Genomic DNA, 25,118 nt, shown 5'->3' on the forward strand with positions numbered 1-25,118 from the left:
TAGAGCGGCGGGATGTTACCGGCGCACCGGTAGCAAATCAACCAAGCCGGCGCGGGGCGCGCGGGCGGGGCTTCGTAGCGGCGATCAGATCGCCGCCCGGATGCTGTCCGCGATGCGCTCGGCGGCCGAGCGGGTCTCGTCGACATCTTCGCCCTCAACCATCACCCGCACCAGGGGCTCGGTACCGGAGGGACGCAGCAGGACTCGACCACGCTGGCCGAGCTGACCCTCCACCGCGGCGACCTCGGCGCGTACCGGCTCGGCCTCCAGGCAGCCGGCCGCGGCACCGCTGACGGGCACGTTGATCAGGCACTGCGGCAGCTTGGGAATGGCCGCTGCGAGCGCCGAGAGCGGCTGGCCGGTACGGTGCATCAGGTGTGCAACCTGCAACGCCGCCACCGTACCGTCGCCGGTCGTGGTGTGCTCCAGACAGACAATATGACCCGACCCCTCGCCGCCCAGGGTCCAGTCGCGACGGCGGAGCTCCTCCAGGACATAGCGATCCCCGACCTTCGCACGCACGAACGGGATGCCGGCGACCCCCAGGGCCTGCTCCAGCCCCAGGTTGGTCATCAGGGTCCCGACCACACCGCCATCGAAGCCCCCGGCCTGTTGCCGCGCCAGCGCCAGGATACCGAGGATCTGGTCCCCGTCGACCACGGTGCCGTCGGCATCGGCCAGGATCACCCGGTCACCGTCGCCGTCCAGCGCAATCCCGAGATCCGCGCCGGTCGCCCGCACCTGTTCGGCGACGTTCTCCGGATGCAGGGCGCCGACCCCATCGTTGATGTTGTAGCCGTCCGGACTAGCGCCGAGGATCTCGACCTGCGCCCCCAGCTCCTCGAATACGTGCGGGGAGACGTTGTAGGTCGCACCGTGGGCACAATCAATGACGATCTTCATCCCACGCAGCTCGGAACGCGCCGGGATCGCGCTCTTGCAGAACTCGACGTAGCGTCCAGCGGCATCCTGGATGCGCACCGCCTTGCCCAGACGCGCACTGTTAATGGGCTGTGCCGGCTGATCGAGACGCGCCTCGATGGCCGCCTCGGTCGCATCCGGCAGCTTGTCTCCCTCGGGGGTGAAGAACTTGAACCCGTTGTCGTGAAATGGGTTGTGCGAGGCACTGATCACGACGCCCGCAGTGGCACGGAAGGTATGCGTCAAGTAGGCGATGGCCGGGGTCGGCATCGGTCCCAACAACGCGACATCCAGCCCGGCGGCGGACAACCCGGCCTCCAGCGCCGACTCGAACATGTAGCCGGACACGCGCGTATCCTTGCCCACCAGGACCGGCCCCTGGCGGTGGCCGTTCTCGCCCAGAACCTCGCCCACGGCATACCCGAGGCGCAGCGCAAACTCCGGCGTCATCGGCCAGTCGCCGGTGCGCCCACGGATGCCGTCGGTTCCGAAATACTTGCCCATCAGTTCCCTCGATTGTCCTGTCCGTCGCCACCATCCGGTCGCAACGCTGAGTATAGCGCCAGGGCATCACGGGTCACCGAGACATCGTGCACACGCAGGACACGCGCACCGGCCTGTGCCGCCAACAGGGCCGCCACGGCACTGCCGGGATCCCGGTCAGCGACCGGACGGGCATCCAGCAGCTGACCGATCATCGACTTGCGCGAGACGCCCACCAGCAGCGGCAAGCCGGAGGCCGCCAGGCGCGGCAGGCCGCGAAACAGCGCGACGTTGTGCTCCAGAGTCTTGCCGAAGCCGAAGCCCGGATCCAGCAGGATCTGGCCGCGCGGCACGCCGCCACGCAACAGCTCCGCCACCCGCTGCTCGAGGAAGGCGCGCACCTCGTCCACCACATCGTCGTAATGCGGCGCCCGCTGCATCGACTGCGGATCGCCCTGCATGTGCATCACGCAAAGCGCTACGCCACGCTCGCGGGCCGCCTCCATCGCGACCGCCAGCGCCCCGTCGGCGCGAAAGCCGTTCACGTCATTCAGCATCCCGGCACCGACGGCAACCGCCTCGCGCATCATCTCCGGCTTCATGGTGTCCACGGAAAGCGGAACGTCCAGTTCCGCGCGCAGGGCTTCGATGACCGGAAGCACCCGCTGACGCTCATCCTCCAGCGCTACTGGCGCCGCACCGGGGCGAGTGGATTCGCCGCCCACGTCAAGGATCTCTGCCCCCTCCGCGACCATGGCGCGGGCCCGCGTCAGCGCATCGTCCACCCGCGCGTACTGGCCACCGTCGGAGAACGAGTCCGGGGTGACGTTCAGAATCCCCATGATGCGCGGCTGCCCAAGGTCCAGGGCGTGGTCCCCGCATTGCAGTACCGGTGCGTCAGTCGGCACGATCTGCGTTCTCCTGTGAGTACCCAACGAAAAAGGCCGCCAGGAACAGGGCCTGGCGGCCAGTGGCGGTGACCGGACCCAAGCCCGGTCACGAAGTGGACGGATCAGGACTGCGGCGCAGGGCCGCCAACCACGCCCTTATCATCGTCACCGCGGCCATCGGAGCCGTCCTTGGTGTCGCCGTCGGCATCCGAGACACCACCCTCAGCCTCGTCGCTGGCCTGCGCCGAGCCACCGGAACCGCCGCCACTATCCCAATCCGCCGGCTCGCGGGGTTCGCGCCCGGCCATGATGTCCGCGATCTGCTTGTCGTCGATGGTCTCGTATTTCATCAGCGCCCGCGCCATCGCGTGCAGCGTATCGATATTGTCGACCAGGATCTGCTTCGCATGCTGGTAGTTCGCATCGATGATGTGACGGACCTCGGCATCGATCTGGCGCGCAGTATCGTCGGACATCGGCTTCGCCTTGCCCATTTGCCCACCCAGGAACGGATGCCCTTCTTCCTCACCGTAATCCAGCGGGCCGAGCTTTTCCGACAGGCCCCACTTGGTGACCATGTTGCGGGCGATCTGAGTAGCGCGCTCGATATCGTTCGAGGCGCCGGTGGTCACCTTGTCATTGCCAAAGATAATTTCTTCTGCCAGACGCCCGCCAAACAGGCTCGCCAGCTGACTCTCCAGACGGGTCTTCGAGTGGCTGTAGCGGTCCTCCTCGGGCAGAAACATGGTGACACCCAAGGCTCGCCCGCGCGGGATGATACTGACCTTGTAGACCGGGTCGTGCTCCGGCACCGTCAGGCCAACAATCGCGTGGCCGGCCTCATGATAGGCGGTCAGCTTCTTCTCGTCCTCGGACATCACCATGGACTTGCGCTCGGCGCCCATCATGATCTTGTCCTTGGCGCGCTCGAAGTCGGACATGTCCACCAGGCGCTTGTTGGAGCGCGCCGCAAACAACGCCGCCTCGTTGACCAGGTTGGCCAGATCTGCGCCGGAGAAACCCGGCGTACCGCGCGCGATCAGATCCGGACGCACGTCGTCGGAGATCGGCGTTTTCTTCATGTGCACCTTGAGGATCTGCTCGCGACCGCGTACGTCCGGCGGCGGCACCACCACCTGGCGGTCGAAGCGACCCGGGCGCAGCAGCGCTGGGTCAAGCACGTCCGGACGGTTGGTCGCAGCAATCACGATAACCCCCTCAGTGCCCTCGAAGCCGTCCATCTCGACCAGCAGCTGGTTCAGGGTCTGCTCACGCTCGTCATGACCGCCGCCCATGCCGGCGCCACGCTGGCGACCGACCGCATCGATCTCGTCGATGAAGATGATGCAGGGGGCGTGCTTCTTGGCCTCGGCGAACATGTCGCGCACTCGCGAGGCGCCCACGCCAACGAACATCTCGACGAAATCGGAACCGGAGATGCTGAAGAACGGCACCTTGGCCTCGCCGGCAATCGCCTTGGCCAGCAGCGTCTTGCCGGTACCCGGAGAGCCGACCATCAGCACGCCGCGCGGAATCTGGCCACCCAGCTTCTGGAACTTGGACGGGTCGCGCAGGAAGTCGACCAGCTCGGTCACCTCCTCCTTGGCCTCGTCGCAGCCGGCCACGTCATTGAAGCTGACCTTGACCTGGTCCTCGGACATCAGCTTGGCCTTGGACTTGCCGAAGGACATCGCGCCCTTGCCACCGGCACCACCGCCCTGCATCTGACGCATGAAGTAGATCCACACGGCGATCAGCAACAGGATCGGGAACCAGCTGATCAGGATGCTCATCAGCAGGGAGCGCTCGGCTTCCTCGTGGGCATTCAGCTCCACGTTGTTCTGCAACAGGTCGCCGATCAGACCGGGGTCGTTCGGGTTCACCGTGGTAAACGCCTGGCCCTCGATCGTCGTACCCTCGATCTTCTCGCCCTTGATGGTCACGTTGTCCACGCGACCGCCCTGCACGTCGCGGATGAACTCGGAGTACGTAATACTCCGAACATCCTGCGTCTGCTGCTGCGGGCCGAAGTTGTTGAAGACGGACATCAGGACGACGGCAATTACCGCCCAGATGATCAGATTCTTGGCCAGACCGTTCAAAACGACACCTCGAAGAACATTAATCGTTAGCTTTTGGCAGCTTTACACATCCCGGGGCTCACGCGCCAATACGTACACTTCGCGTGACCGTGGCCGCGATGCCTTCGGCTTGCGCACCTTTACCGAGCCGAACCGCCGACGCACCTCGGCCAGATAGGCATCTGAACCTTCACCCTGAAACAGCTTGACCAGAAAGGCGCCCCCGGGGTTCAGAATCTTTGTCGCCAACTCCAGCGCCAGTTCACAAAGATGAATCGAACGCGGCAGATCCACGGCCCCCGTACCCGTCAGGTTGGGGGCCATATCGGAAAGCACAAGGTCGGCACGCTCGTCCCCCATCAGGGCGAGGAGCGCATCCAGCACAGCGTCCTCGCGAAAGTCACCGGTAACAATCTCCGCGCCCGGCACCGGGTCCATCGGCAGGATATCGGTGGCAATCAGCACGCCCTTGCGACCAATCTGCCGGGCCGCGTACTGCGTCCAGCCACCCGGGGCCGCCCCGAGATCCACCACGCGCATACCGGGCTTCAGCAGCCGGTCGCGCTCGTCAATCTCCTGCAGCTTGTAGACCGCACGCCCGCGATAGCCCTCCTGCTGGGCCCGCTGGACATAGGGATCGTCAAAATGCTCCTTCAGCCAGCGCTGGCTGGACCGACTACGCTTGGGCATTGAACGGCCTCGTACCTGCGATCGACATGCTACAATTTTGACGTTTAAACACCGAAAATGGCCTCCTGTGAATCTGACCGACGCGCAACGCCGCCATCTGCGTAGCCTCGCCCATCCACGCAAACCCATCGTCACCATTGGCCGCAACGGGCTGACGGATGCCGTGCTGGCGGAGCTGGAACTGGCGCTGACCCACCACGAGCTGGTCAAGATCAAGGTGAACATCGGCGACCGCGAGGTTCGCAACGGCACTGTGGAAGAGCTCTGTGAACGCACCGGTGCCGCGCGGGTGCAACGGGTTGGCTATGTCGCCACCCTGTTCCGCCGCAACCCGGATGATCCCAAGGTCTCACTGGCCTGACCCCACCGCCCGGTTGCGCCCCTGCGCGCGACCGGGACCGGGACCGGCCACGTCAGTTGACGTAGCGAACCTCCAGGATTTCGTATTCCGTCTCGCCGCCCGGCGCCTGCACGGTCACGACGTCGCCTTCTTCCTTGCCGATTAGCGCCCGCGCAATCGGCGAAGACACCGAGATCATGTTGTTCTTGATATCGGCCTCGTCATCGCCAACGATCTTGTAGGTGACCTGGCGCCCGTCCGCGGTCGCCTCCAGCACCACGGTGGTCCCGAACACCACCTTGCCGGTCTGTGGCAAGGTGGCCACGTCGATGATCTGGGCGTTGGAGAGCTTCGACTCCAGCTCGCGGATGCGGCCCTCGATGAAGCTCTGCTGTTCGCGGGCCGCGTGGTACTCGGCATTCTCCTTGAGGTCGCCGTGCTCGCGCGCATCGGAGATCGCGTTGACCACGCGCGGGCGATCCTCGCCCTTCAGCTTCTTCAGCTCTTCCTTCATCTTTTCCGCGCCAGTCACGGTCAAGGGCGTCTTGTTCATGCGCTTTTCCCTCCGAGATTTTCCTGGTGGAGGTCCTGCAGCCGGAAGACGTCATTCGCCCCCAGGTGATCCAGGGCCTGCACGGTGGCCTTGGCCCCGGCGATCGTGGTGGTATAGCCCACCTTGTGCATCAACGCCTCGCGGCGAATGGTGTAGGAGTCGGAGGTCGACTGCTTCCCCTCCACGGTATTGATGATGAAGCTGATCTCGTCGTTCTTGATCATGTCCACGATGTGCGGGCGGCCCTCGGTGACCTTGTTCACGCGAGTCACCTGGATGCCGGCTTCCTCCAGCACGTTCGCTGTGCCACGGGTCGCCAGTACCTCAAAGCCCAGCTCAACTAGGCGCCGAGCCACTTCCGCCACGTGCGGCTTGTCGATCTCGCGCACCGACACGAAGGCCTTGCCGGTGGACGGCAGCAGCACGCCCGCGCCCCGCTGGCTCTTGGCAAACGCCTCGGCGAAGCTGCGCCCGACGCCCATCACCTCACCGGTGGATTTCATCTCCGGCCCCAGGATCGGGTCCACGCCCTGGAACTTGGCGAAAGGAAACACCGATTCCTTCACCGAATAATAGTCCGGATAGACCGCATCGCCCACGCCCTGCTCGGGCAAGGTCTGCCCGACCATGCAACGCGCGGCAATCTTGGCCAGCGGCCGTCCGACGCTCTTGGAGACGTACGGCACGGTGCGCGAGGCCCGTGGATTCACCTCCAGCACGTAGATATCGTCGCCCTTGATCGCGAACTGGGTGTTCATCAGGCCGACGACCTTCAGGCCCAGTGCCATCTTGCGCACCTGCTCGACCATCTCGTCCTGTAGCTCCATGGACAACGAAAACGGCGGCAGGGAACAGGCGGAGTCGCCCGAGTGCACGCCGGCCTGCTCGATGTGCTCCATGATCCCGCCGATGATCACGTTCTCGCCATCCGAGATCGCGTCGACGTCGACCTCGATGGCGTCATCCAGGAAGCGATCCAGCAGCACCGGCGCGTCGTTGGAGACGGACACCGCATTTTTCATGTAGCTGCGCAGGTCCTCGCGGTCGCGCACGATCTCCATCGCGCGCCCCCCGAGCACGTAGGACGGACGCACGACCAGCGGGTAGCCGATCTCCTCGGCCAGCTTCTCGGCCTCCTCCTCGCTGCGCGCGGTGCGGTTCGGCGGCTGCTTGAGCCCCAGCTTGTTCAGCAGGGCCTGGAAGCGCTCGCGGTCCTCGGCCAGGTCGATGGAGTCCGGGCTGGTGCCGATGATCGGCACGCCGGCGGCCTCCAGGTCCCGCGCGAGCTTCAGTGGCGTCTGGCCACCGTACTGCACGATCACGCCGGCCGGCTTCTCGGTCGCCACGACCTCCAGCACGTCCTCCAGCGTCAGCGGCTCGAAATACAGCCGGTCCGAGGTGTCGTAATCGGTCGAGACCGTCTCCGGGTTGCAGTTGACCATGATGGTCTCGTACCCGTCCTCGCGCATCGCGAGTGCGGCGTGCACGCAGCAGTAGTCGAACTCGATGCCCTGACCGATGCGGTTGGGCCCGCCGCCCAGCACCATGATCTTTTGCTTGTCGGTGGGATCCGCCTCGTTCTCCTCTTCGTACGAGGAGTACATGTAGGCCGTGGTGGTCGCGAACTCGGCCGCACAGGTATCCACCCGCTTGTACACCGGGCGCACGCCCAGTCCATGGCGGTGTTTGCGCACCGCCTTCTCGGTATCGTTCAAAAGCTTCGCCAGGCGCAGGTCGGAGAATCCGCGCTGTTTCAGACGGTACATCTCCTCGGCGCTGATCTCGCCCAGGATGCGGTCCTTCACGCCCTTCTCGACGTCCACCAGCTCCTGAATCTGGGCCAGGAACCAGGGGTCGATCGCGGTCAGGTCGAAGATGTCCTGAATCGAGAAGCCGGCACGGAAGGCATCGGCCACGTACAGCACCTGTTCGGGGCTGGGGTTGGCGAGTTTCGTGCGCAGCTGATCGGTCACGTCATCGGCGGTCAGATCGATGCGCTCGTCGAGGCCGTCCATGCCGGTCTCCATCGAGCGCAGCGCCTTCTGGAACGACTCCTGGAAGGTGCGGCCAATGGCCATGGCCTCGCCCACCGCCTTCATCTGGGTGGTCAGGCGCGCATCCGCCTGCGGGAACTTCTCGAAGGTGAAGCGCGGGATCTTGGTGACCACGTAATCGATGGACGGCTCGAACGAGGCTGGGGTCAGGCCGCCGGTAATGTCGTTCTTCAGCTCGTCGAGGGTGTAGCCCACCGCCAGCTTGGCCGCGACCTTGGCGATCGGGAAGCCGGTCGCCTTGGAGGCCAGCGCGGAGGAACGCGACACCCGCGGGTTCATCTCGATCACGATCATGCGCCCGTTCTCCGGATTGATCGCGAACTGCACGTTGGAACCACCGGTCTCCACGCCGATCTTGCGCAGCACCGCCAGCGAGGCGTCGCGCATGATCTGGTATTCCTTGTCGGTCAGGGTCTGCGCCGGGGCCACGGTGATCGAGTCGCCGGTGTGGATACCCATCGGATCGAGGTTCTCGATCGAGCAGATGATGATGCAGTTGTCCGCCTTGTCACGGACCACCTCCATCTCGAACTCCTTCCAGCCGAGCGCGGACTCCTCCAGCAGCACCTGGTTCACCGGCGAGAGATCGATCCCGTTCTTGACGATGTACTCGAACTCCTCGCGGTTGTAGGCGATGCCGCCGCCCGAACCTCCGAGAGTAAACGACGGCCGAATGATCACCGGGAAGCCGATCTTCGGCTGGATCTCCTGCGCCTCCTCCCAGGAGTGCGCGAGCATCGCCGTCGGCGTATCCAGGCCGATATCAGCCATCGCCGCCTTGAAGTGGTCGCGGTCCTCGGCCATATCGATCGCCGCCTCGTTGGCACCGATCATCTCCACCCCGAACCTCTCGAGCACGCCTTCCCGGGACAGGTCCAGCGCGCAGTTCAGCGCGGTCTGCCCGCCCATGGTCGGCAGCACCGCGTCCGGGCGCTCCTTCTCGATGATCTGGGCGACCGTCTGCCAGTCCACCGGCTCGATGTAGGTGGCGTCCGCCATTTCGGGGTCGGTCATGATGGTCGCCGGGTTGGAGTTCACCAGGATCACCCGGTAGCCCTCCTCGCGCAGGGCCTTGCAGGCCTGGGCGCCGGAGTAATCGAACTCGCAGGCCTGACCGATCACGATCGGGCCGGCCCCGAGGATCAGGATGCTCTGGATGTCGGTACGCTTGGGCATGTGACGGCTCTCGCAGGCTGTCGAAATCGGAAATTCGGGCGGAAAATCGAGGGGAAGGCGTTAACTGCGCGCCGTGCGCATCATCTCGACGAAGTCGTCGAACGCCGGGGACACGTCATGCGGCCCCGGGCTCGCCTCGGGATGCCCCTGCAGGCTGAACGCCGGGCAATCAGTGCGGGCGATGCCCTGCAGCGTGCCGTCGAACAGCGACCGGTACGTCGGCGTCAGCGTCTCCGGCAGGTTGTCCTCGTCGATCGCGAAGCCGTGGTTCTGCGACGAGATCATCACTCGCCCGCTGGCCTCGTGCCGGATCGGGTGGTTCGCCCCGTGGTGGCCGAACTTCATCTTCACGCTCTTGCCGCCACTGGCGATACCCAGCAACTGATGCCCCAGGCAGATCCCGAACAGCGGCAGTTTGCGCTCGCAGAAATCCCGGATCGCCTTGATCGCATAGGTGCAGGGCTCGGGATCGCCCGGCCCGTTGGACAGGAACACCCCATCGGGCTTCAGCTCCATCACCTCGTCCACCGGCGTCTCGGCCGGGACCACGGTCACGCGGCAGCCGCGATCCGCCAGCATGCGCAGGATGTTCTGCTTCATGCCGAAGTCGTAGGCCACCACGTGGTAGTCGGCGGCCTTCGCATCGACCCGCGCCGGCTCTTCGCCCAGCTGCCAGGTCCCTTCCAGCCACTCGTAACGTTCCCGCGTGGTGACCTCGCGCGCCAGATCCATCCCCTTGATCCCGGGGAACTCGCGCGCGGCCGCCAGGGCCGAGGCCTCGTCCACATCACCAGCCTGGATGCAGCCGTTCAGCGCGCCCTTCTCGCGCAGGATGCGGGTCAGCTTGCGGGTATCGATCCCGCTGATCGCCACAATGCCGTGACGCAGCAGATAGTCGGGCAGTGACTCGCGCGAGCGCCAGTTGGACACCAGCGGCGGCAGATCACGGATGATCAGGCCCGCGGCATGGGCCCGCGAGGACTCGTCGTCCTCCGGGTTCGTTCCGGTGTTGCCGATATGCGGGTAGGTCAGCGTGACCATCTGCCGGTGATAGGACGGATCGGTGAGGATCTCCTGGTACCCGGTCATCGCGGTGTTGAACACCACCTCGCCAACCGTCTGGCCCAGGGCGCCAATCGCCTGACCATGAAACACAGTGCCATCTTCCAGGACGAGCAGAGCAGGCGCGGACACAGGGGGACCTCCGGGTGGTCTGGGTCGGGGCCGCCAGGCGATTCGCCGGCGGCGATACTGCGATTCGTTCGGGATCTGCGACCCGCCCTCGTCCGCACCATTCTACCGGGGTGTAAACCCCTTTTTCGGCAACGATTCGGTGCTCGGAGGACGGATACGATTACGCCTTCAAGTGTACGCGAGCGCCGCGCGCGGCGTCCAACGAGATCCCACGCCCGACCTCTTCCCGCCCGACCCAGGCATGGAGCCGATCCGCCATGCCCCCCGCCTTTGAGACTGGCCCTGGTCCATCTTGCGGTGTTTTACGGTCGCTTCGGTCCGCCACCGGCTAGAGGTCGCGTAGCCCCAGCACATCCTGCATGTCGAACAAGCCATTGCCGGCGCCGGCCAGCCAGACCGCCGCGCGCACCGCACCGGAGGCAAACACCGTGCGGCTGGAGGCCTTGTGGGTGATCTCCACACGCTCGCCATCCCCGGCAAACAAGGTGGTGTGCTCGCCGACAATATCGCCACCGCGCACGGTCGCAAACCCAATGGTGCGCCGGTCACGGGCCCCCGTCTGGCCCTCCCGTCCATAGACGGCATCCTGTTCCAGATCACGGCCCAGCGTTTCCGCCACGACGCGACCCAGCTTCAACGCGGTCCCCGAAGGCGCGTCCACCTTGTGCCGGTGATGGGCCTCCAGGATCTCCACATCCACGCTGTCACCCAGCGCCCGTGCCGCCAGCTCCACCAGCTTGAAGGTCAGATTGACCCCGACGCTCATGTTCGGCGCATAGACGATCGGCAGGCCTTCTGCGGCGGTACGCAGGCGTTGTTCCTGCTCCGCATCCAGACCGGTCGTGCCGATCACCAGCCCCTTGCCGCCGTTCGCACACAGCTCCAGGTGCTGCATGGTCGCCTGTGGGCTGGTGAAGTCGATCAATACGTCAAAGTCGTCGGTGACGGTCGCCAGGTCCTCGACCAGGCGCACCCGACCCTCCTGCCCCACCGCCTGACCGATGGCCTCGCTGCCGGGCCGCTCACTGGCCGCCCCCAGCTGAGCCTCGGGGTGTTCGTCCACCGCCTGCACCAGGTTCTGGCCCATGCGCCCACCAGCGCCTGCAATCGCAATTCGAATCATCGTTGTTCCATCCAGTGCTATCGATCCATCGGGTTACGCGCACCCTACGAAGCTTCGTACGTCCGCGCCAGTGGGGCCACCCTGACTCAGTCGATTCAAAGGCTGCGCACTGGCGTGCGGAAGCGCCATTCCCCGTACACCGAGGCAATCACACCAGCGGCGGCCAGGAACGCGGCGAACACATACACCGAGGCGGGGCTGATGCCATCCCACAGATAGCCGGCCACCAGCGACCCCATCGCCCCGCCCAGCCCGAAGGCCAACGAGGAGTAAAGGGCCTGACCGCGCCCCTGCAGCCGCCCGGGGAAGAAATAATGGATCAGCGAGATGGCCGCCGCGTGGTACACCCCATAGCTGGCCGCATGCAGGATCTGAATGAACAGCAGCATCGGCAGAGAGTCCGGGACCGCCGCCAGCAGCCCCCAGCGCAGCGTGGTCAGCACCAGCGCCCCCGACACCAGCAACCAGGCGCCGAAGCGCAGAATCAACCGCGGCATCAACAGAAACAGCACCACCTCGGCCGCCACCCCCAGCGCCCACAGCTGCCCCGCCACCGAACGCGAGTAACCAGCCTGCTCCAGGTACAGGGTAAAAAAGGCGTAGTACGGCCCGTGGCTGGCCTGCATGAAAAAGCAGGCCACGAACAGCGCAATCACCTCGGGCCGGCGCAGCACGGTCAGCAGGGGTGGGGCGTTGTTGTCCTCGTCCAGGTTGCGCGCCGGCTCGCGCACGAACTGCGTCGCCACCACCACCGCGATCAGGACCGCCAGCACGATCCACGGCAACCAGGCCACCGCGATCCGGTCGAAGGCCCAGCCAAGCAGGGCAACCGCCACGATGAAACCGACCGATCCCCACAGCCGCACCAGCGCGTACCGATGCGCATCTCGCCCCAGCGAGCGCATGGTGGTGGCCTCGAACTGCGGCAGGATCGCGTTCCAGAAAAAGCTGTAGGCGGCCATCACCACCGCCAACCACCAGTACCCGGTGTACAGGAGCACACCGGTGAACGCGACCGCCCCGGCCAGCGCGCCCCAACGGGCCACCGGCATGTGCGCGCCGGCGCGATCCGCCAGCCAGCCCCAGACATTGGGCGCAATGATCTTGGTCGCGAGCACGATCGCCATAAGCTCGCCGATCTGGGCACCACTGAACCCCTCCTCGGAGAGGTAGGGCCCCCAGAACGGCATGAAGGCGCCGAGGCTGGCGAAATAGAAAAAGTAGACCGCGGACAGGCGCGCGTTCTGCGTCACTGCCATGATGGGACCGCTACAAGGTCAGGACGACGCGGCCAGAGGCCGCATCATTCGCCGGGAAGGTCGCGCAGCTCCAGCCCCGAGTTCGGGACATCGGCGTTCTGCGCACGGTGACGCAGGGCGTGATCCATCAGCACCAGCGCCATCATCGCCTCGGCGATCGGGGTCGCGCGGATGCCCACGCAGGGGTCATGCCGTCCCTTGGTCACGACCTCCACCGGCTCGCCAGCGGTATTGATGCTGCGCCCCGGCAAGCGAATGCTGGAGGTCGGCTTCATGGCGATACTGGCGTGCACCGCCTGGCCAGTGCTGATCCCGCCCAGCACGCCGCCGGCGTGGTTGGACAGAAAGCCCTCGGGGGTCATCTCGTCGCGGTGTTCGGTGCCGCGCTGGATCACGGATTCAAAACCCGCACCGATCTCCACACCCTTGACCGCGTTGATGCTCATCAGGGCATGCGCCAGATCGGCATCCAGGCGGTCGAATACCGGCTCGCCCCAGCCGGCCGGGACCCCGGTCGCCTCCACCGTGACCCGCGCACCGATGGAGTCGCCGGACTTGCGCAGGGCGTCCATGTACTCCTCCAACTCCGCGACCTTGTCCGGATCCGGGGAGAAGAACGGATTGTCGTTCGCGATCTCCGGCTGCTTCGGCTCCAGCTCGATCGGGCCCAACTGCGACAGCCAGCCGCGGATGGTGATGCCGTAGCGTTGCTCGAGATAACGCCGCGCGATGCCGCCAGCCGCCACCCGCAGCGCGGTCTCGCGCGCAGAACTGCGCCCGCCGCCACGGTAATCACGCACGCCGTACTTCTGATGGTAGGTGTAGTCCGCATGCCCCGGGCGGAAACGGTCATGGATATTCCCGTAGTCCTTGGAACGCTGATCAACATTCTCGATCAGCAACCCGATCGGCGTGCCGGTCGTGCGGCCCTCGAACACCCCCGAAAGGATGCGCACCTGATCCGGCTCGCGGCGCTGGGTGGTGTGGCGCGACTGGCCCGGCCGGCGACGATCGAGATCGAACTGCAGATCCGCCTCGCTGAGCTCCAGACCGGGCGGACAGCCGTCCACCACCGCGCCCAGGGCCGGCCCATGACTCTCACCAAAAGTACTGACGACGAACAGTCGCCCAAAGCTGTTTCCCGACATGCGCGTAGTGTAGCCGCGCCATGACCGGCTGTCGCCTGCCCCCACCCGGCAGCCTGTCGGTCAGAGGTGGAATGGGCCTCCCGGCAACCGCGTCCCCTATCTGCCATGATCGACATGCAGTACAAAAAACCAAAAGGAGGAAGCCCATGCCGAATTCCCTGACCCGCCTGGTGACCGGAACCGCCGCGGCCCTGTGCCTCGGCCTGGCCAGCAGCGCCCAAGCCGATGTCTATACCCAACGCTTCATGACCCTGGAGCTGGCCAACGACATCGCCATGGGCGCGGTCGAGGCCTGCCGCGAGATGGGCCACCAGGCCACGGCCGTCGTGGTCGACCGAAGCGGTAATAACCAGGTCGTGATGCGTGACCGCATGGCGGGCGTCCAGACCATTCAGATCGCCGGCGACAAAGCGCGCGCGGTGACCATGTCCGGCACCAGCTCGGGGAATTTCCGTGACAGCCGCGAAGACATCCGCATGGAGATGAACCACGTGGATGGCATCATCATGCTGGCCGGTGGCCTGCCAATTGAAGCCGCCGGCAGTATGGTGGGTGCCGTTGGAGTCTCCGGAGCACCGGGTGGCGACCTCGACGAGGAGTGCGCTCAGGCGGGAATCGACCGAGTGCAGGAGCGGCTCGACTTCGCCATGTAGGCGACACCGGCGCCAAGGATGGCGTCCATTCGCAAGTCCCGGATGCAAACCATGACGTCCAAAAACCCAACCCGATCCCCCGCACGGATCTCGCCGATCGAGACCTACGAGCGCCTGCAGGCGCGCCCGCGCGACCTGCTAATAGACGTGCGCTCCACCATGGAATACCTGTTCGTCGGTCACCCCACCGGCTCGATTCATATCCCCTGGATCGACGAACCCGACTGGACCGTGAACCCACAGTTCGTGCCCCAGGTGCGCAAGCTACTGCTGGGCGGCGTCAGCGATCACAGCGCAGAGGCCCCGGCCCTGTACCTGATCTGCCGCAGCGGCAAGCGCACGCTGGACGCCGGGCAGGCCCTGGTGGATGCCGGCATCGAGCATGTCTTCTCGGTAGACGAGGGCTTTGAAGGGCCTCTCGACGAGAACCACCAGCGTTCGACCCGCAGCGGCTGGCGCTATCATGGCCTGCCCTGGGAACAGTGCTGAGGCTCACGACGGATCCCCTACAACTACGGGGGTTGCGCGCACCCCGGGGGGTTTGGTTCATAATGAACTCGGACGCGTTACTGCGGCGTTCGATTGTGGCCCGGTGGTACCCTTGAGCCTTAATTTTTCACCACGGGACCGAGTACTTCCGTTTCGTTGTGCATGTCCGTCTTCGAGCGGAAAGCCTAAAGATCCGGAGACTTCTCCCACCTGAGCCCTAGGTTCAAGGTCAAGGGCCACGCCGGCGCCTGCGGGGCGCGTCCACTTCTTTATCGATCCCGATTTCCTTTATGTCTGCGGAAACCGACTCCGTTCAAGATTCGCTATCGCCCGACGATCTTCGCACCCTGCGCCTGCGCCTGCGCCGAGCGCGAGCGGCTTTGTCGGACGTCCAGCTCGACCACCACTCCGCCGCCATTTGCGGACACCTGCTGCGCTGGTTCGAGCGCTGGCAACCGCGTTGTATCGGCGCCTATCGCGGCCTGCGCGGCGAGGTCGACCTGACCCCACTGACCGTCGCCCTGGGCCAGCGCGGCACGCGCATCGCCCTGCCGGTGATGGACGACAAGCGCCCGGGGCGCATGCACTTCCACGCATGGACCCCGGATGATCCGCTCTGCCATAACGGCTTTGGCATTGCCGAGCCCTGCCCGGATGCCCCGCGCATCTGGCGCCGCGAAATGCAGGTGGTTCTGATGCCGCTGGTCGCCTTCGACGCCGCCGGCAACCGCATGGGGATGGGTGCTGGCTATTACGATCGCTACTTTGCCCGACGCCGCTTCGGGATCCACCGGCCGAAACTGATCGGCGTGGCCCACTCGCTGCAGGGCGTCCCGACGTTACCGACCCAGCCCTGGGACGTCCCGCTGGATGGGGTCGTCACCGAGCAGGGCTGGCATGCGCTGCCCGATCGCCCGCGGCACAATACGCCCTCCCCCTGATACCGCACGAGGAGCCCGCATGGCCTACTGGCTGATGAAGTCCGAGCCCGACGAGTTCAGCATCGACGACCTGGAACGCGTCGGCGTGGAGCCCTGGGACGGCATCCGCAACTACCAGGTGCGCAACATGATGCGCGACGAGATGAAGAAGGGCGATCTCGCCTTCTTCTACCACTCCAACGCCAAGCCCCCGGGCATCGTCGGCATCCTGCGTATCGAGAAAGAGGCCTACCCCGACTCCTGCGCCTTTGATCCCGAGGATCCGCACTACGACCCCAAAAGCGACCCGGACAACCCGCGCTGGCTGCGCGTCGATGTCGCCTTCGAGGAGAAATTCGGCGACATCCTCACCCTCGACTGGCTGAAGCAGCAGCCACAGCTCGAGGACTGCCCGCTGGTGCGCCGCGGCAATCGCCTGTCGGTGATGCCGATCAGCCAGGACCAGTGGGACTTCATCCTGAGTCACGCCCAACGCGGCCAAAGCCCTCGAGGACAATAACCGCGTGGCTACGCTCTACCACTTCCCGCACGATGCGAAGGCCGACCGCCTGCGCCTGGCCTGCGGCTACAAGGGTGTGGCGCTGGAGACCCGCGCGCTGGACTGGTTCGACGACGAAACCTTCTTCGAGCTGGGCGTGGCGCGCCAGTCACCGGTTCTGCAGACCGACGACGGCACGCTGCATACCGACACCCTCACGGCACTGCGCGACATCGACCGCCTGTTCCCGGCCGGCGAGCCGCTGTCCGAAGGCGTGATCGCCGAGGATGCCTGGCAAGCGCTGGTCAACTGGCGCGCCAAGGTGGAGATTGTGCTGGACCGGCTCTATGCACCGCTGGCCCCGGGCTTTCACGGCATCGGCGAGAGCGCCGAGGCCCTGGCCGACTTCAAGGCCCACGTCCAGCACCGCTTCGGCCTGTCGCTGGAAGAACTGGCCAACGACCGCTACGACGGCTACAACCAGCTCGCCAAGCTGAGCCACCTGCCCGAGCTGGCCAAACACCTGGCCGCCAACCGCTTCTACCTCGGCCAGCCATCAATCGCAGACTGCGTGATCGCCGCCGATCTCTACCCGCTACAAATGCACGACGGCATCAACCTGCCCGTAGACCTGCTCTACTACCTGCGCCGCGTCGAGGAGACCTGCAACATCCCCCTCAACACCCAGTGGCTCGCCCGCTAAAGGCCCCGTAGGAGCGGCCTTGGCCGCGAACCGGCGGTAGGCGCTGGCACAGGCATCGCATTCGCGCGCAGGCACACCCACAGGAACTGCGGGAAGGGCGTGAGCTCGTAGGATGTGTGGAGCGCAGCGAAACGCATCAGGGGGGTCACACAGGGCGTGGGACATGGTGCGTTTCGCTACGCTCAACCGCACCCTACGGCGACTGAACAGGATTTCGCTTCAATCGCACCTGCGGCATCGGGGATCACGCAGCCGCAAACCGCCGGATATGATTCTCGTCCCGGGACGCGGCCCGGGCCAGATCGTAGTTGGTCTGCATTGTGAGCCAATGGCGTGCCTCGCCGATCCCTCCACTCTCCAGACGCACGGCAAAGTCCGGCGAAATGGCGGCGTGTTCGTTGAGAACACGTGAGACCGCGTTGCGGGACATCCCCAAATGCGCGGCAAACTCCGTGACCGAAAGCCCCAGCCCTGGCAGCACACGCCGGCGCAGGATCCGCCCGGGATGGGGCGGGTTCCGCATCGCGGTGTCTTCCTGAACGTCAATGGTAGTCTTCATAATCCACCTGATCCGCATCGTCGCCACTGAAAGTGAAGGTGACGACCCAGTTGCCGTTCACATGCACCGAGAAAAAGCCCGCGCGATCCCCACGTAGCGGATGGAAATCCATGCCCGGGAGATCCAGCTGTCCGGGATGGGTCGCCGCATTAAGCAGCGCGAGGATATCTTCCAGGTCTTCCACATGATCCGCCGGCAACCCACGGCGATCGCCGCTCGCATATAAGCGTTTTAGCCCCTTGTGACGAATCTTCCTGATCATCGGCCTTCCTTGGCACTCAACTTAGACTGTAATCCGTAACGTTACAGTGGTCAATGCAATCCACTGACAAGCGGCTCAGCCAAAGCGGTAGTGCTTGCGGATGTCCCGGTGGATCTCCCAGGTGCAGTCCATGCCGGCCGGGAAGGTCACCAGATCGCCCTCGCCGACCGTGACCGGCTCACCGCTGCCCGGGGTCACCGTGACTTGGCCTTCCAGGATGTAGCAGACCTCGCGCTCGTCATAATGCCAAGGGAAGGTCGAGACCTCCTTCTCCCAGACCGGCCAATCGAAGACCCCCAGGCGTTCCAGGTGGTCGTGGTCGGGGCGATGGATCACTTCGATGGACATGGCAGCCTCCTCAATACCGAAAGCACGCGAGCCTAAACCCAACTCGTTCGCAGACCAACCGGCGGCCCGATCAAACACCCTGGCGCGAGCCTGTCCGCACCGCACCTCCGAAACGCCGCAGCAGCAGGAGCACGAACGCCCCCACGCCGAGGGCGGCCGGCAGGTACTCCAGCCACTGGCCGAGGCCCCAGGCCATGTAGCCGGTGACCAGTGCCCACAGCAGCGGGATGATCGCCAGCACCAGGGGTGGCCGCGATGGCACCAGCAACAGCAGCCCCAGGGTCAGCAGCATCACCGGTCCCGGGGCCACGCCGACATATTGCAGCTGCGTCCAGGACGTGCCGGTCAGCGCGAGATCCAGCAAGGGATAGCCCAACAGCGCGTAGACGATCATCAAGATCGCGCCGCCACCCGCGAGCCCACCGGGCCAGCCGAACCGGACCTGGCCCATCAGGGTCAGCGCGAACACCAGCATCAGCCCCTGGGCCACGAACACTCCGGCCAGCCACTCGGAGGCGAAGTGGAACGGCGCCAGCGAACCACCGAAGAAGGCAATCCCGGTCCAGATCCACAGCACGCCCAGCAACAGGCCAATGACACGCCCGGCCGCACGCGAGCCCGAAACCACCAGCCCCACAGCCACCAGGGCGAGCAGTGCGCCGATCCCGTGCAGGGGCCAGATCGCCGTGTTGTACTGGCCCAGGATCGCCAGCCAGGTCAAGGCCTCAAACGGCAGCATGTCGGCTCCCCGGTCGCAAGGATTCGGAGGCCAACCCTACAGGTCCTGCACGTACGCGACCATGCGGCTGCGCATCCCGGCGTCCGGCATGGGGCCGTACAGCGCGCCCATATTCTCCTCCATGTGCGCCACCACCGAGGTCGCGGGGATCGCACAGGTCACGTCCGGGTGCGAGACGATGAACTTGAGCAGGAACTGCGGCCAGTTCTCGCATTCGATCTCCGTCGCCCATTCCGGCAGCGGATGCCCCTCGAACTGGTTGATCAGCGCCTTGCGCCGAAACGGGCGGTTCGCGATCACCGCCACCCCGCGTTCCCGGGCCAGCGGCAACAGGCGCTGTTCCGCTTCGCGATCCAGGACGTTGTAGGTCAGCTGCACGAAGTCCAGGTCCTCGCGCCGCAGGATGCGCTCCAGCTCGTCGTGGCGGCGCCCGTGCGAGGTAGTCACGCCGATATAGCGAACCTCCCCCGCCTCACGGCGCGCGCGCAGGGTTTCCAGGTGCGCCTCCCAGTTCTGCAGGTTGTGCACCTGCTGCAGGTCCAGGATGTCGACACCCCACAGATCCCGCGACTCCGCATGCTGGTCGCGGCCGGCGGCAGTGCTGCGCGTCCAGATCTTGGTCGCCGAAAACACGCCCTCCGGATGGCCCAGTTCGCGCAGGCCGTGACCGACCACCGCCTCCGCGCGCCCGTACATCGGCGAGGAGTCGATCATCCCGCCGCCACGGCGGACAAAGGTATCCAGGATGCGGGTACGTACCGCCAGCGCTTCCGGATCCTCCGGCACATTGAAGGTAATCCACGTCCCCATCCCGATCACCGGGATCTTCTCCCCGGAAGAGGGGATCGGCTTGCGCTGCGGCTCACGCCCCTCGGCGGTCCCACCGACAAGGGGCTACCCCGCGCCGACCGCCACCGCGGACCCGGCCATCCAACGCAGGAAGGATCGGCGCGAACGCCGCGGAAATGGATGTTTCATGGCACGTGATCACCGAAGAAGACTCCATCCGTGGGCCATCCGGCCGCGCCACAAGTTCCCTATGCGACGGCCTGCAGGTGCCGGGCCAGCGCCGAGACCAGCGGTTTCATGAAATACTGCCCATCCGGTACCACGCTGGGGGTAATACCGTGAGCGTGCAGTTCATCCGCCACCACGGGGCCAATCGCCGCGACGATGGTGCGCCGCAACGCCTCTCGCAACGCATCCTGACGATCATCGGCCTGGCCGACCCGCAGCAGACGCCGGACCTGGGCCTGGCTGGTAAAGGCGATCGCATCCACCTGGCCCGCGATCAGCGTCTCGATCAGTTCGCTTACGCGCCCGGTCTCGGCGGCATCCGCGTAGCGGTAGGGCCAGACCGGGAACACCTCCGCCCCCGCCGCCCTCAGGACATCCAGCAGGCGACGGTTGGGCTCCGCACCGTAGAGCTGCACACCGATACGTTCTCCGTGCAGGTCCTGACTGGACAGGGTCTGGATGATCCCCTCGGTGGTCGGTGCCGCCGCCACCGCGTCGGGCCGCACACCGAACGGTTTCATCGCGCGGCCGGGTTTGGGGCCCCGCACCAGCGTCGGGGTTCCGGCCACGGCCGTCAGCCAGGTAGCCTCGCGCCCGGCGCGCCGAGCAAAGCCGGTCAGCCGAGTAAACCCCTCGCCCGTCAGGAAGATCAGCCGATCGAACGGCGCTTCGATGGCGGTTGCCAGCCAGGACTCGATGGCCGTCTGGTCGAGGCTGTCGTGGATGGCGACCAGCGGGCAACGCCATACCTCGGCCCCGCGCCGCTCCAGCAGCCCGGCAAAGACCTCCAGTGCACGGCTCTCCGGGAGCGCGACCCGGACGCCGGCCAGCTCACCAGAGACCGCATGTGGATGGTCCTCTAATCCGCTCACGCCGCGCTCGCGGTCGCGACACCGGACCCCGGCATCAGCTGCGGGAACGTCGTGGCCGACCCGGCATCCGGCCGGAACCAGGACAGGCGCTGGTGGCAGGCGGCGACCTCACCGATCACGATCAGGCTGGGCGAGCCGACCTGTTCGCGCTCGGCGCGGGCGGCCAGGGTATCCAGCGTGCCGGTGACCACGCGCTGGCGCGCGGTCGTGCCGTTCTCGATGATCGCGGCCGGGGTTCGCCCGGCACGGCCCGCACTCTTGAGCCCCCGACAGATCTCCCCCAGCCCCTTGCGGCCCATATAGAACACCAGCGTCTCGCGGGTGTTCGTCAGCTGCGACCAGTCCACGTCCAGCCGGCCCTCGCGGGTATGGCCGGTAATGAAGCGCACGGACTGGGCATGATCACGGTGGGTTAGCGGGATGCCCGAATAGGCGGCACAGCCACTGGCCGCGGTGATGCCGGGCACCACCTGGTAGGCCACGCCGTCGCGGGCGAGCACGTCCAGTTCCTCACCGCCGCGGCCGAACACGAACGGGTCGCCGCCCTTCAGCCGCGCCACGCGCTTGCCCTCGCGCGCCAGTCGCGAGAGCAGTTCACTGATCGCCTCCTGCGGCACGCAGTGGTGATCGCGCTCCTTGCCGACATAGAAGCGCTCGGCCTCGCGCCGGGCCAGGTTCACCACCTCGGAGGACACCAGCCGGTCGTAGACGACCACGTCCGCCTGCTGCAACAGACGCAACGCGCGGAAGGTCAGCAGGTCCGGATCACCCGGCCCGGCGCCGATCAGATAGACCTCGCCTGGCGTAGCGGCATCCGCTTCATTCAATTCCTGTTCCAGACGCTCGGCGGCCGCGTCCATGCGCCCGGCCAGCGCCAGCTCGGTGGCCGGCCCGGAAAACCCACGCTCCCAGAAGGCCCGCCGCGCGTTCACACTGTCGAAATGGGCGCGCACCCGGTTGCGCAGGCGCCCGGCCAGCTCCGCCAGGCGCCCATAGCCAGCCGGGATCAGGCTCTCGATCTTCGCGCGCAGCAGACGCACCAGCACCGGGGCACGGCCACCGGAGCCGATCGCGATGGTCAACGGGCCGCGTTCGACGATGGCCGGCAGGATGAAGCTGCAAAGCTCGGGCTGGTCCGCCACATTCACCGGGATCGAACGCGCGACACAGTCCTCCGAGACCTGACGGTTCGCGGCCGCGCCGTCGGTCGCGGCGATCACGATCGCCACCGGTCCCAGGCACTCGGTTCGGTAGGCACCCGGCTCGCGGGTGATCTGCTCCGGGTGCTCGCGCAACAAGCGCTCGGCGGCATCACTGTACTCAGGGGCCCGCAGACGCACCCGCGCCCCGGCCTCCAGCAGCAGCGCCGCCTTGCGCGTGGCCACCGGGCCGGCCCCGACCACCAGGGCCTCGCGGCCGTGCAACTGCATATAGATCGGCAGGTGTTCCATGCTCATCCCTCCCGCGCCACGGGATCCGTGGGCACCTCGGATTCTTCATTCAACAGAGTCTGGATCTCGGGGCGGCAGGAGCCGCAGTTGGTGCCGGCCTCGAGACAGGCACCCACGGCGTCGCAGGTCGCCAGCCCCTGCTCGCGGATCGCCGTGCGGATGCGCGTCTCGTCCACGCCGAAACAGGCGCAGACCATGCGCCCGCGTGCGGCCTGCCCGTTCGGCGGCCGGCCCGTGAGCAGCGCCATACGTTCGTCATCGGTAATCGACTCGGCCGCGAACAGACCGCCCAGCCATTCGCGTTCGGGCAGGCCCCGGTCGGGCCCCGCGAACAGCACACAGGCCAAGCGCCCCTCGTGAATGCGTGCGGCGCGGTAGCGACCACCCGCCGGGTCGGCGAACTCCAGCCACTCGCCGGGGCCGTCCAGGCGCGTCCGCCAATCGGCGATCTCGGGTAGCGCGCCGCGTCCGGCCAGTTCGAAGCGCAGATGCCGCGGCCCGCGCGCGGTCACCGCGTAGTCGGCCTCCGGGAGGCTCACTGGCTCGCGGCTCAGCACGAAGCCGTGCCAGTCCATCGCCGCTGGGCGCACGGACACGGCGGTGTGCTTGAACGCCGGCTGCCCGGAGACGGGATCGACATGCGCGGGCACCAGGGCGTCCACCCGCGCGAGGCGCGCGATCGGCCGGCTCCAGTGCATCGGCACGAACACGCTTCCGGGACGCTGCTCGCGACTCACCTGCACCCGCGCCAGCAGGCGCCCGTGGCGGCTGGTCACCTCGGCCAGGTCACCTGCTTGCACGCGAAAAAGCCCGGCATCCACCGGATGGATTTCGACGAACGGTTCCGGCTGGTGGGCACTCAGGCGCGGGGTGCGGGCGGTACGGGTCATGCTGTGCCACTGGTCGCGGATGCGGCCGGTGTTCAGGCGCAACGGATAGGCGGCATCGATCGTGTCGGTCGGGGATTGCGGGGTCACGGCGGCGAGCCATGCCCGGCCGTTGGCCGTAAAGAATTGGCCATCGGCGTAGAGGTGCGCGGTGCTTGTCTTGCTGCCGGCCGGAACTGGCCACTGCACGGGTTCGAGGGCTTCAAAGGCATCCGCGTCTATGTCGGCCAGGGCGCCGATGTCGAAGTCACGGGTGCCGTCGTTTTCGAACGCGGACAGGGCCGCATGCTCGCGGAGAATCTCCACCGGCTGCGTATAGGGGAAGGCCTCGGCAAAGCCCAGGCGGCGGGCGACCTCGACCAGCGCCCACCAGTCGTGGCGGGCCTCGCCCGGGGCTTCCCGGAACGGGCGCTGGCGCGAGATGCGCCGCTCGGAATTAGTCACCGTGCCGTCCTTCTCGCCCCAGGTGGTCGCTGGTAACAGCACATCGGCCACGCGGGTCGTCTCGGTCTCGCGCACGCAGTCGGAGACCACGACCAGCGGGCAGTCGCGCAGGACCCGCTCGAAGCGCTCGGCTTCGGGCAGGCTGAACAAGGGGTTGGTGCCGATGATCCAGATCGCTTTCACCTGCCCCGACTCGACCGCGCGGAACAGATCCACCGCCTTCAGCCCCGGCTTGCGCGCCAGATTCGGTGCGCCCCAGAAACGGCCCACACGGTCCAGGGCCTCGTCGTCGAAGCCCATGTGCGCGGCCAACTGGCTGGCCAGCCCGCCGACCTCGCGCCCACCCATCGCGTTGGGCTGACCGGTCAGCGAGAACGGGCCCATGCCGGGGCGCCCGATGCGGCCGGTGGCGAGGTGCACGTTCAGGATCGTTCCGGCCTTGTCCACGCCGCTGTCGGACTGGTTGATGCCCTGGCAGAACGCGGTAACCGTCTGCTCCGTTCGCGCAAACCAGCGGAAGAAGGTGGCCACCGCCTCGGGATCCAGTTCGCAGGCCTCGGCGGTCACGGCAATCGATGGGCTGGAGGCGCGCGCCGCCGCCAGGGCGTCCGCAAAACCGTCGATATGGCGTTCGAGAAATGCCGGGTCCAGGGCATCCTCGCGGCGCAGGTGATCCAGCAGGCCGTTGAACAGCCAGGCATCCGTGCCCGGCGCCAGCGGCAGGTGCAGGTCGGCCGCCTGGGCGGTGGCCGTGCGCCGCGGATCGATCACCACCAGCTTCATCTCGGGGCGCGCCGCGCGCGCGGCCTGCAGGCGCTGGAACAGAACCGGGTGCGCCCAGGCCATGTTGGAGCCGACCACCACGACCAAGTCAGCCTGCTCGAAGTCGGTGTAGCTCCCGGGCACGCCATCCATGCCGAAGGCGCGGGTGTGTGCGGCCACGGCCGTGGACATGCAAAGCCGCGAATTGGTGTCGATGTTGGCCGAGCCGACGAAGCCCTTCATCAGCTTGTTGGCTACATAGTAGTCCTCGGTCAGGATCTGCCCCGAGACATACAACGCCACGGCATCCGGCCCGTGGCGGTCGATCGCCTCGCGAAAGCCGCCCGCGACATGATCCAGCGCCGTGTCCCAATCGACGCGCGCGCCCTCGATCTCCGGATGCAACAGCCGGCCCTCGTCCCCCAGGGTCTCGGCCAGCGCCGCCCCCTTGGAACACAGGCGTCCGGCGTTCGCCGGATGGGTGGTGTCGCCGCGCACCGCCACCGGAAACTCGGCTCCCGGTGTCGCAGTCACCTCCACACCACAGCCGACCCCGCAATAGGGGCAGGTGGTGCGCGTCAAGGCGTCGAACGTGGCCATC

At 66.4% G+C, this 25,118-nt stretch carries 23 protein-coding genes, 1 other RNA gene and 1 pseudogene; 7 read left to right on the forward strand and 18 right to left on the reverse strand.

Going from position 1 to position 25,118, the window contains the following annotated elements; genetic code table 11:
* Window positions 1-84: 84 nt before the first annotated feature.
* From glmM to rlmE, 4 genes are all read right to left on the reverse strand, one after another.
* Window positions 85-1,425 carry a phosphoglucosamine mutase gene (gene glmM, locus F816_RS0105860; RefSeq protein ID WP_019593921.1) on the reverse strand — a complete coding sequence of 447 codons (1,341 nt, stop codon included), beginning with the start codon at window positions 1,423-1,425 and terminating at the stop codon, window positions 85-87.
* On the reverse strand, window positions 1,425-2,312 hold the full coding sequence (gene folP, locus F816_RS0105865; RefSeq protein ID WP_019593922.1) for a dihydropteroate synthase: 888 nt from the start codon (window positions 2,310-2,312) through the stop codon (window positions 1,425-1,427). Before folP ends, glmM begins: the two co-directional genes overlap by 1 nt.
* A gap of 104 nt (window positions 2,313-2,416) precedes the next feature.
* Entirely contained in the window at window positions 2,417-4,396 is a 1,980-nt protein-coding gene (gene ftsH, locus F816_RS0105870; RefSeq protein WP_019593923.1) for an ATP-dependent zinc metalloprotease FtsH, read from the reverse strand.
* Between the two features lie 42 nt (window positions 4,397-4,438).
* Window positions 4,439-5,065: a 23S rRNA (uridine(2552)-2'-O)-methyltransferase RlmE gene (rlmE, locus tag F816_RS0105875; RefSeq protein ID WP_019593924.1), complete on the reverse strand. Its 627-nt coding sequence runs from the start codon at window positions 5,063-5,065 to the stop codon at window positions 4,439-4,441.
* Window positions 5,066-5,132: 67 nt separating this feature from the next.
* Between rlmE and yhbY the strand changes: the two genes are divergently transcribed.
* Window positions 5,133-5,426, forward strand: coding sequence for a ribosome assembly RNA-binding protein YhbY (gene yhbY / locus F816_RS0105880; protein WP_019593925.1), 294 nt, complete (start codon window positions 5,133-5,135; stop codon window positions 5,424-5,426).
* Window positions 5,427-5,478: 52 nt separating this feature from the next.
* On the opposite strand, the gene greA is transcribed toward yhbY, so the two are convergent.
* The 6 genes from greA to aroC form a co-directional block, all read right to left on the reverse strand.
* Window positions 5,479-5,958 (reverse strand): transcription elongation factor GreA, encoded by a 480-nt coding sequence (gene greA, locus F816_RS0105885; RefSeq protein WP_018146244.1) that lies wholly within the window; start codon window positions 5,956-5,958, stop codon window positions 5,479-5,481.
* Window positions 5,955-9,188, reverse strand: coding sequence for a carbamoyl-phosphate synthase large subunit (gene carB / locus F816_RS0105890; protein ID WP_019593926.1), 3,234 nt, complete (start codon window positions 9,186-9,188; stop codon window positions 5,955-5,957). Before carB ends, greA begins: the two co-directional genes overlap by 4 nt.
* Before the next feature lie 60 nt (window positions 9,189-9,248).
* Window positions 9,249-10,382 (reverse strand): glutamine-hydrolyzing carbamoyl-phosphate synthase small subunit, encoded by a 1,134-nt coding sequence (gene carA, locus F816_RS0105895; protein WP_019593927.1) that lies wholly within the window; start codon window positions 10,380-10,382, stop codon window positions 9,249-9,251.
* Window positions 10,383-10,710: 328 nt separating this feature from the next.
* Window positions 10,711-11,505 carry a 4-hydroxy-tetrahydrodipicolinate reductase gene (dapB, locus tag F816_RS0105900; protein WP_026333149.1) on the reverse strand — a complete coding sequence of 265 codons (795 nt, stop codon included), beginning with the start codon at window positions 11,503-11,505 and terminating at the stop codon, window positions 10,711-10,713.
* 95 nt (window positions 11,506-11,600) lie between these two features.
* Entirely contained in the window at window positions 11,601-12,764 is a 1,164-nt protein-coding gene (locus tag F816_RS0105905) for an MFS transporter (RefSeq protein WP_019593929.1), read from the reverse strand.
* A gap of 44 nt (window positions 12,765-12,808) precedes the next feature.
* Entirely contained in the window at window positions 12,809-13,912 is a 1,104-nt protein-coding gene (aroC, locus tag F816_RS0105910) for a chorismate synthase (RefSeq protein WP_019593930.1), read from the reverse strand.
* A gap of 146 nt (window positions 13,913-14,058) precedes the next feature.
* Here aroC and F816_RS0105915 point away from each other — a divergent pair, with 146 nt between their 5' ends.
* The 6 genes from F816_RS0105915 (at window position 14,059) to F816_RS0105935 (ending at window position 17,176) form a co-directional block, all read left to right on the forward strand.
* Window positions 14,059-14,565 carry a heme-binding protein gene (locus F816_RS0105915; protein ID WP_019593931.1) on the forward strand — a complete coding sequence of 169 codons (507 nt, stop codon included), beginning with the start codon at window positions 14,059-14,061 and terminating at the stop codon, window positions 14,563-14,565.
* A 51-nt stretch (window positions 14,566-14,616) separates the two neighbouring features.
* Window positions 14,617-15,054 (forward strand): rhodanese-like domain-containing protein, encoded by a 438-nt coding sequence (locus tag F816_RS0105920; RefSeq protein WP_026333150.1) that lies wholly within the window; start codon window positions 14,617-14,619, stop codon window positions 15,052-15,054.
* A gap of 74 nt (window positions 15,055-15,128) precedes the next feature.
* Window positions 15,129-15,314, forward strand: a non-coding RNA gene (gene ssrS / locus F816_RS14415) — 6S RNA.
* A 30-nt stretch (window positions 15,315-15,344) separates the two neighbouring features.
* Window positions 15,345-15,995 carry a 5-formyltetrahydrofolate cyclo-ligase gene (locus F816_RS0105925; RefSeq protein ID WP_019593933.1) on the forward strand — a complete coding sequence of 217 codons (651 nt, stop codon included), beginning with the start codon at window positions 15,345-15,347 and terminating at the stop codon, window positions 15,993-15,995.
* 19 nt (window positions 15,996-16,014) lie between these two features.
* Window positions 16,015-16,494: an EVE domain-containing protein gene (locus tag F816_RS0105930; RefSeq protein WP_019593934.1), complete on the forward strand. Its 480-nt coding sequence runs from the start codon at window positions 16,015-16,017 to the stop codon at window positions 16,492-16,494.
* 4 nt (window positions 16,495-16,498) lie between these two features.
* The gene (locus F816_RS0105935; RefSeq protein ID WP_019593935.1) at window positions 16,499-17,176 is read left to right on the forward strand and encodes a glutathione S-transferase N-terminal domain-containing protein; all 678 of its coding nucleotides are present in this window, start codon (window positions 16,499-16,501) and stop codon (window positions 17,174-17,176) included.
* A 244-nt stretch (window positions 17,177-17,420) separates the two neighbouring features.
* Here F816_RS0105935 and F816_RS0105940 read toward each other — a convergent pair whose 3' ends face one another.
* From F816_RS0105940 to F816_RS0105975, 8 genes and pseudogenes are all read right to left on the reverse strand, one after another.
* Window positions 17,421-17,699, reverse strand: coding sequence for a HigA family addiction module antitoxin (locus tag F816_RS0105940; protein ID WP_019562664.1), 279 nt, complete (start codon window positions 17,697-17,699; stop codon window positions 17,421-17,423).
* Between the two features lie 19 nt (window positions 17,700-17,718).
* Entirely contained in the window at window positions 17,719-17,997 is a 279-nt protein-coding gene (locus tag F816_RS0105945) for a type II toxin-antitoxin system RelE/ParE family toxin (protein ID WP_019593936.1), read from the reverse strand.
* A gap of 75 nt (window positions 17,998-18,072) precedes the next feature.
* Window positions 18,073-18,345, reverse strand: a complete 273-nt coding sequence (locus F816_RS0105950) for a cupin domain-containing protein (protein ID WP_019593937.1) — start codon at window positions 18,343-18,345, stop codon at window positions 18,073-18,075.
* A gap of 70 nt (window positions 18,346-18,415) precedes the next feature.
* A complete protein-coding gene (locus F816_RS0105955; RefSeq protein ID WP_019593938.1) occupies window positions 18,416-19,084 on the reverse strand; it encodes a DUF6064 family protein in 669 nt (222 codons plus the stop codon).
* 36 nt (window positions 19,085-19,120) lie between these two features.
* Window positions 19,121-20,014 (reverse strand): annotated as a pseudogene (locus F816_RS14025) (aldo/keto reductase).
* Between the two features lie 107 nt (window positions 20,015-20,121).
* Entirely contained in the window at window positions 20,122-20,973 is an 852-nt protein-coding gene (locus F816_RS0105965) for a uroporphyrinogen-III synthase (RefSeq protein WP_019593940.1), read from the reverse strand.
* Window positions 20,970-22,424 (reverse strand): siroheme synthase CysG, encoded by a 1,455-nt coding sequence (gene cysG, locus F816_RS0105970; RefSeq protein ID WP_026333151.1) that lies wholly within the window; start codon window positions 22,422-22,424, stop codon window positions 20,970-20,972. Before cysG ends, F816_RS0105965 begins: the two co-directional genes overlap by 4 nt.
* A gap of 2 nt (window positions 22,425-22,426) precedes the next feature.
* Window positions 22,427-25,117 carry a nitrate reductase gene (locus tag F816_RS0105975; RefSeq protein ID WP_019593942.1) on the reverse strand — a complete coding sequence of 897 codons (2,691 nt, stop codon included), beginning with the start codon at window positions 25,115-25,117 and terminating at the stop codon, window positions 22,427-22,429.
* Window position 25,118: the final 1 nt, after the last annotated feature.

Origin of the sequence: Thioalkalivibrio sp. ALM2T, from assembly GCF_000381505.1 — a bacterium.
Classification (GTDB): domain Bacteria; phylum Pseudomonadota; class Gammaproteobacteria; order Ectothiorhodospirales; family Ectothiorhodospiraceae; genus Thioalkalivibrio; species Thioalkalivibrio versutus.

What these genes read in the sequence shown, in the direction of transcription:
- F816_RS0105950 (WP_019593937.1), bottom strand. Translation starts at nt 18,345, where the DNA reads ATGTCCATCGAAGTGATCCATCGCCCCGACCACGACCACCTGGAACGC.
- F816_RS0105940 (WP_019562664.1), bottom strand. Translation starts at nt 17,699, where the DNA reads ATGCGGAACCCGCCCCATCCCGGGCGGATCCTGCGCCGGCGTGTGCTG.
- F816_RS0105920 (WP_026333150.1), top strand. Translation starts at nt 14,617, where the DNA reads ATGACGTCCAAAAACCCAACCCGATCCCCCGCACGGATCTCGCCGATC.
- cysG (WP_026333151.1), bottom strand. Translation starts at nt 22,424, where the DNA reads ATGGAACACCTGCCGATCTATATGCAGTTGCACGGCCGCGAGGCCCTG.
- F816_RS0105905 (WP_019593929.1), bottom strand. Translation starts at nt 12,764, where the DNA reads ATGGCAGTGACGCAGAACGCGCGCCTGTCCGCGGTCTACTTTTTCTAT.
- F816_RS0105945 (WP_019593936.1), bottom strand. Translation starts at nt 17,997, where the DNA reads ATGATCAGGAAGATTCGTCACAAGGGGCTAAAACGCTTATATGCGAGC.
- dapB (WP_026333149.1), bottom strand. Translation starts at nt 11,505, where the DNA reads ATGATTCGAATTGCGATTGCAGGCGCTGGTGGGCGCATGGGCCAGAAC.
- aroC (WP_019593930.1), bottom strand. Translation starts at nt 13,912, where the DNA reads ATGTCGGGAAACAGCTTTGGGCGACTGTTCGTCGTCAGTACTTTTGGT.
- F816_RS0105930 (WP_019593934.1), top strand. Translation starts at nt 16,015, where the DNA reads ATGGCCTACTGGCTGATGAAGTCCGAGCCCGACGAGTTCAGCATCGAC.
- rlmE (WP_019593924.1), bottom strand. Translation starts at nt 5,065, where the DNA reads ATGCCCAAGCGTAGTCGGTCCAGCCAGCGCTGGCTGAAGGAGCATTTT.
- glmM (WP_019593921.1), bottom strand. Translation starts at nt 1,425, where the DNA reads ATGGGCAAGTATTTCGGAACCGACGGCATCCGTGGGCGCACCGGCGAC.
- F816_RS0105915 (WP_019593931.1), top strand. Translation starts at nt 14,059, where the DNA reads ATGCCGAATTCCCTGACCCGCCTGGTGACCGGAACCGCCGCGGCCCTG.
- F816_RS0105955 (WP_019593938.1), bottom strand. Translation starts at nt 19,084, where the DNA reads ATGCTGCCGTTTGAGGCCTTGACCTGGCTGGCGATCCTGGGCCAGTAC.
- greA (WP_018146244.1), bottom strand. Translation starts at nt 5,958, where the DNA reads ATGAACAAGACGCCCTTGACCGTGACTGGCGCGGAAAAGATGAAGGAA.
- carB (WP_019593926.1), bottom strand. Translation starts at nt 9,188, where the DNA reads ATGCCCAAGCGTACCGACATCCAGAGCATCCTGATCCTCGGGGCCGGC.
- F816_RS0105925 (WP_019593933.1), top strand. Translation starts at nt 15,345, where the DNA reads ATGTCTGCGGAAACCGACTCCGTTCAAGATTCGCTATCGCCCGACGAT.
- F816_RS0105975 (WP_019593942.1), bottom strand. Translation starts at nt 25,117, where the DNA reads ATGGCCACGTTCGACGCCTTGACGCGCACCACCTGCCCCTATTGCGGG.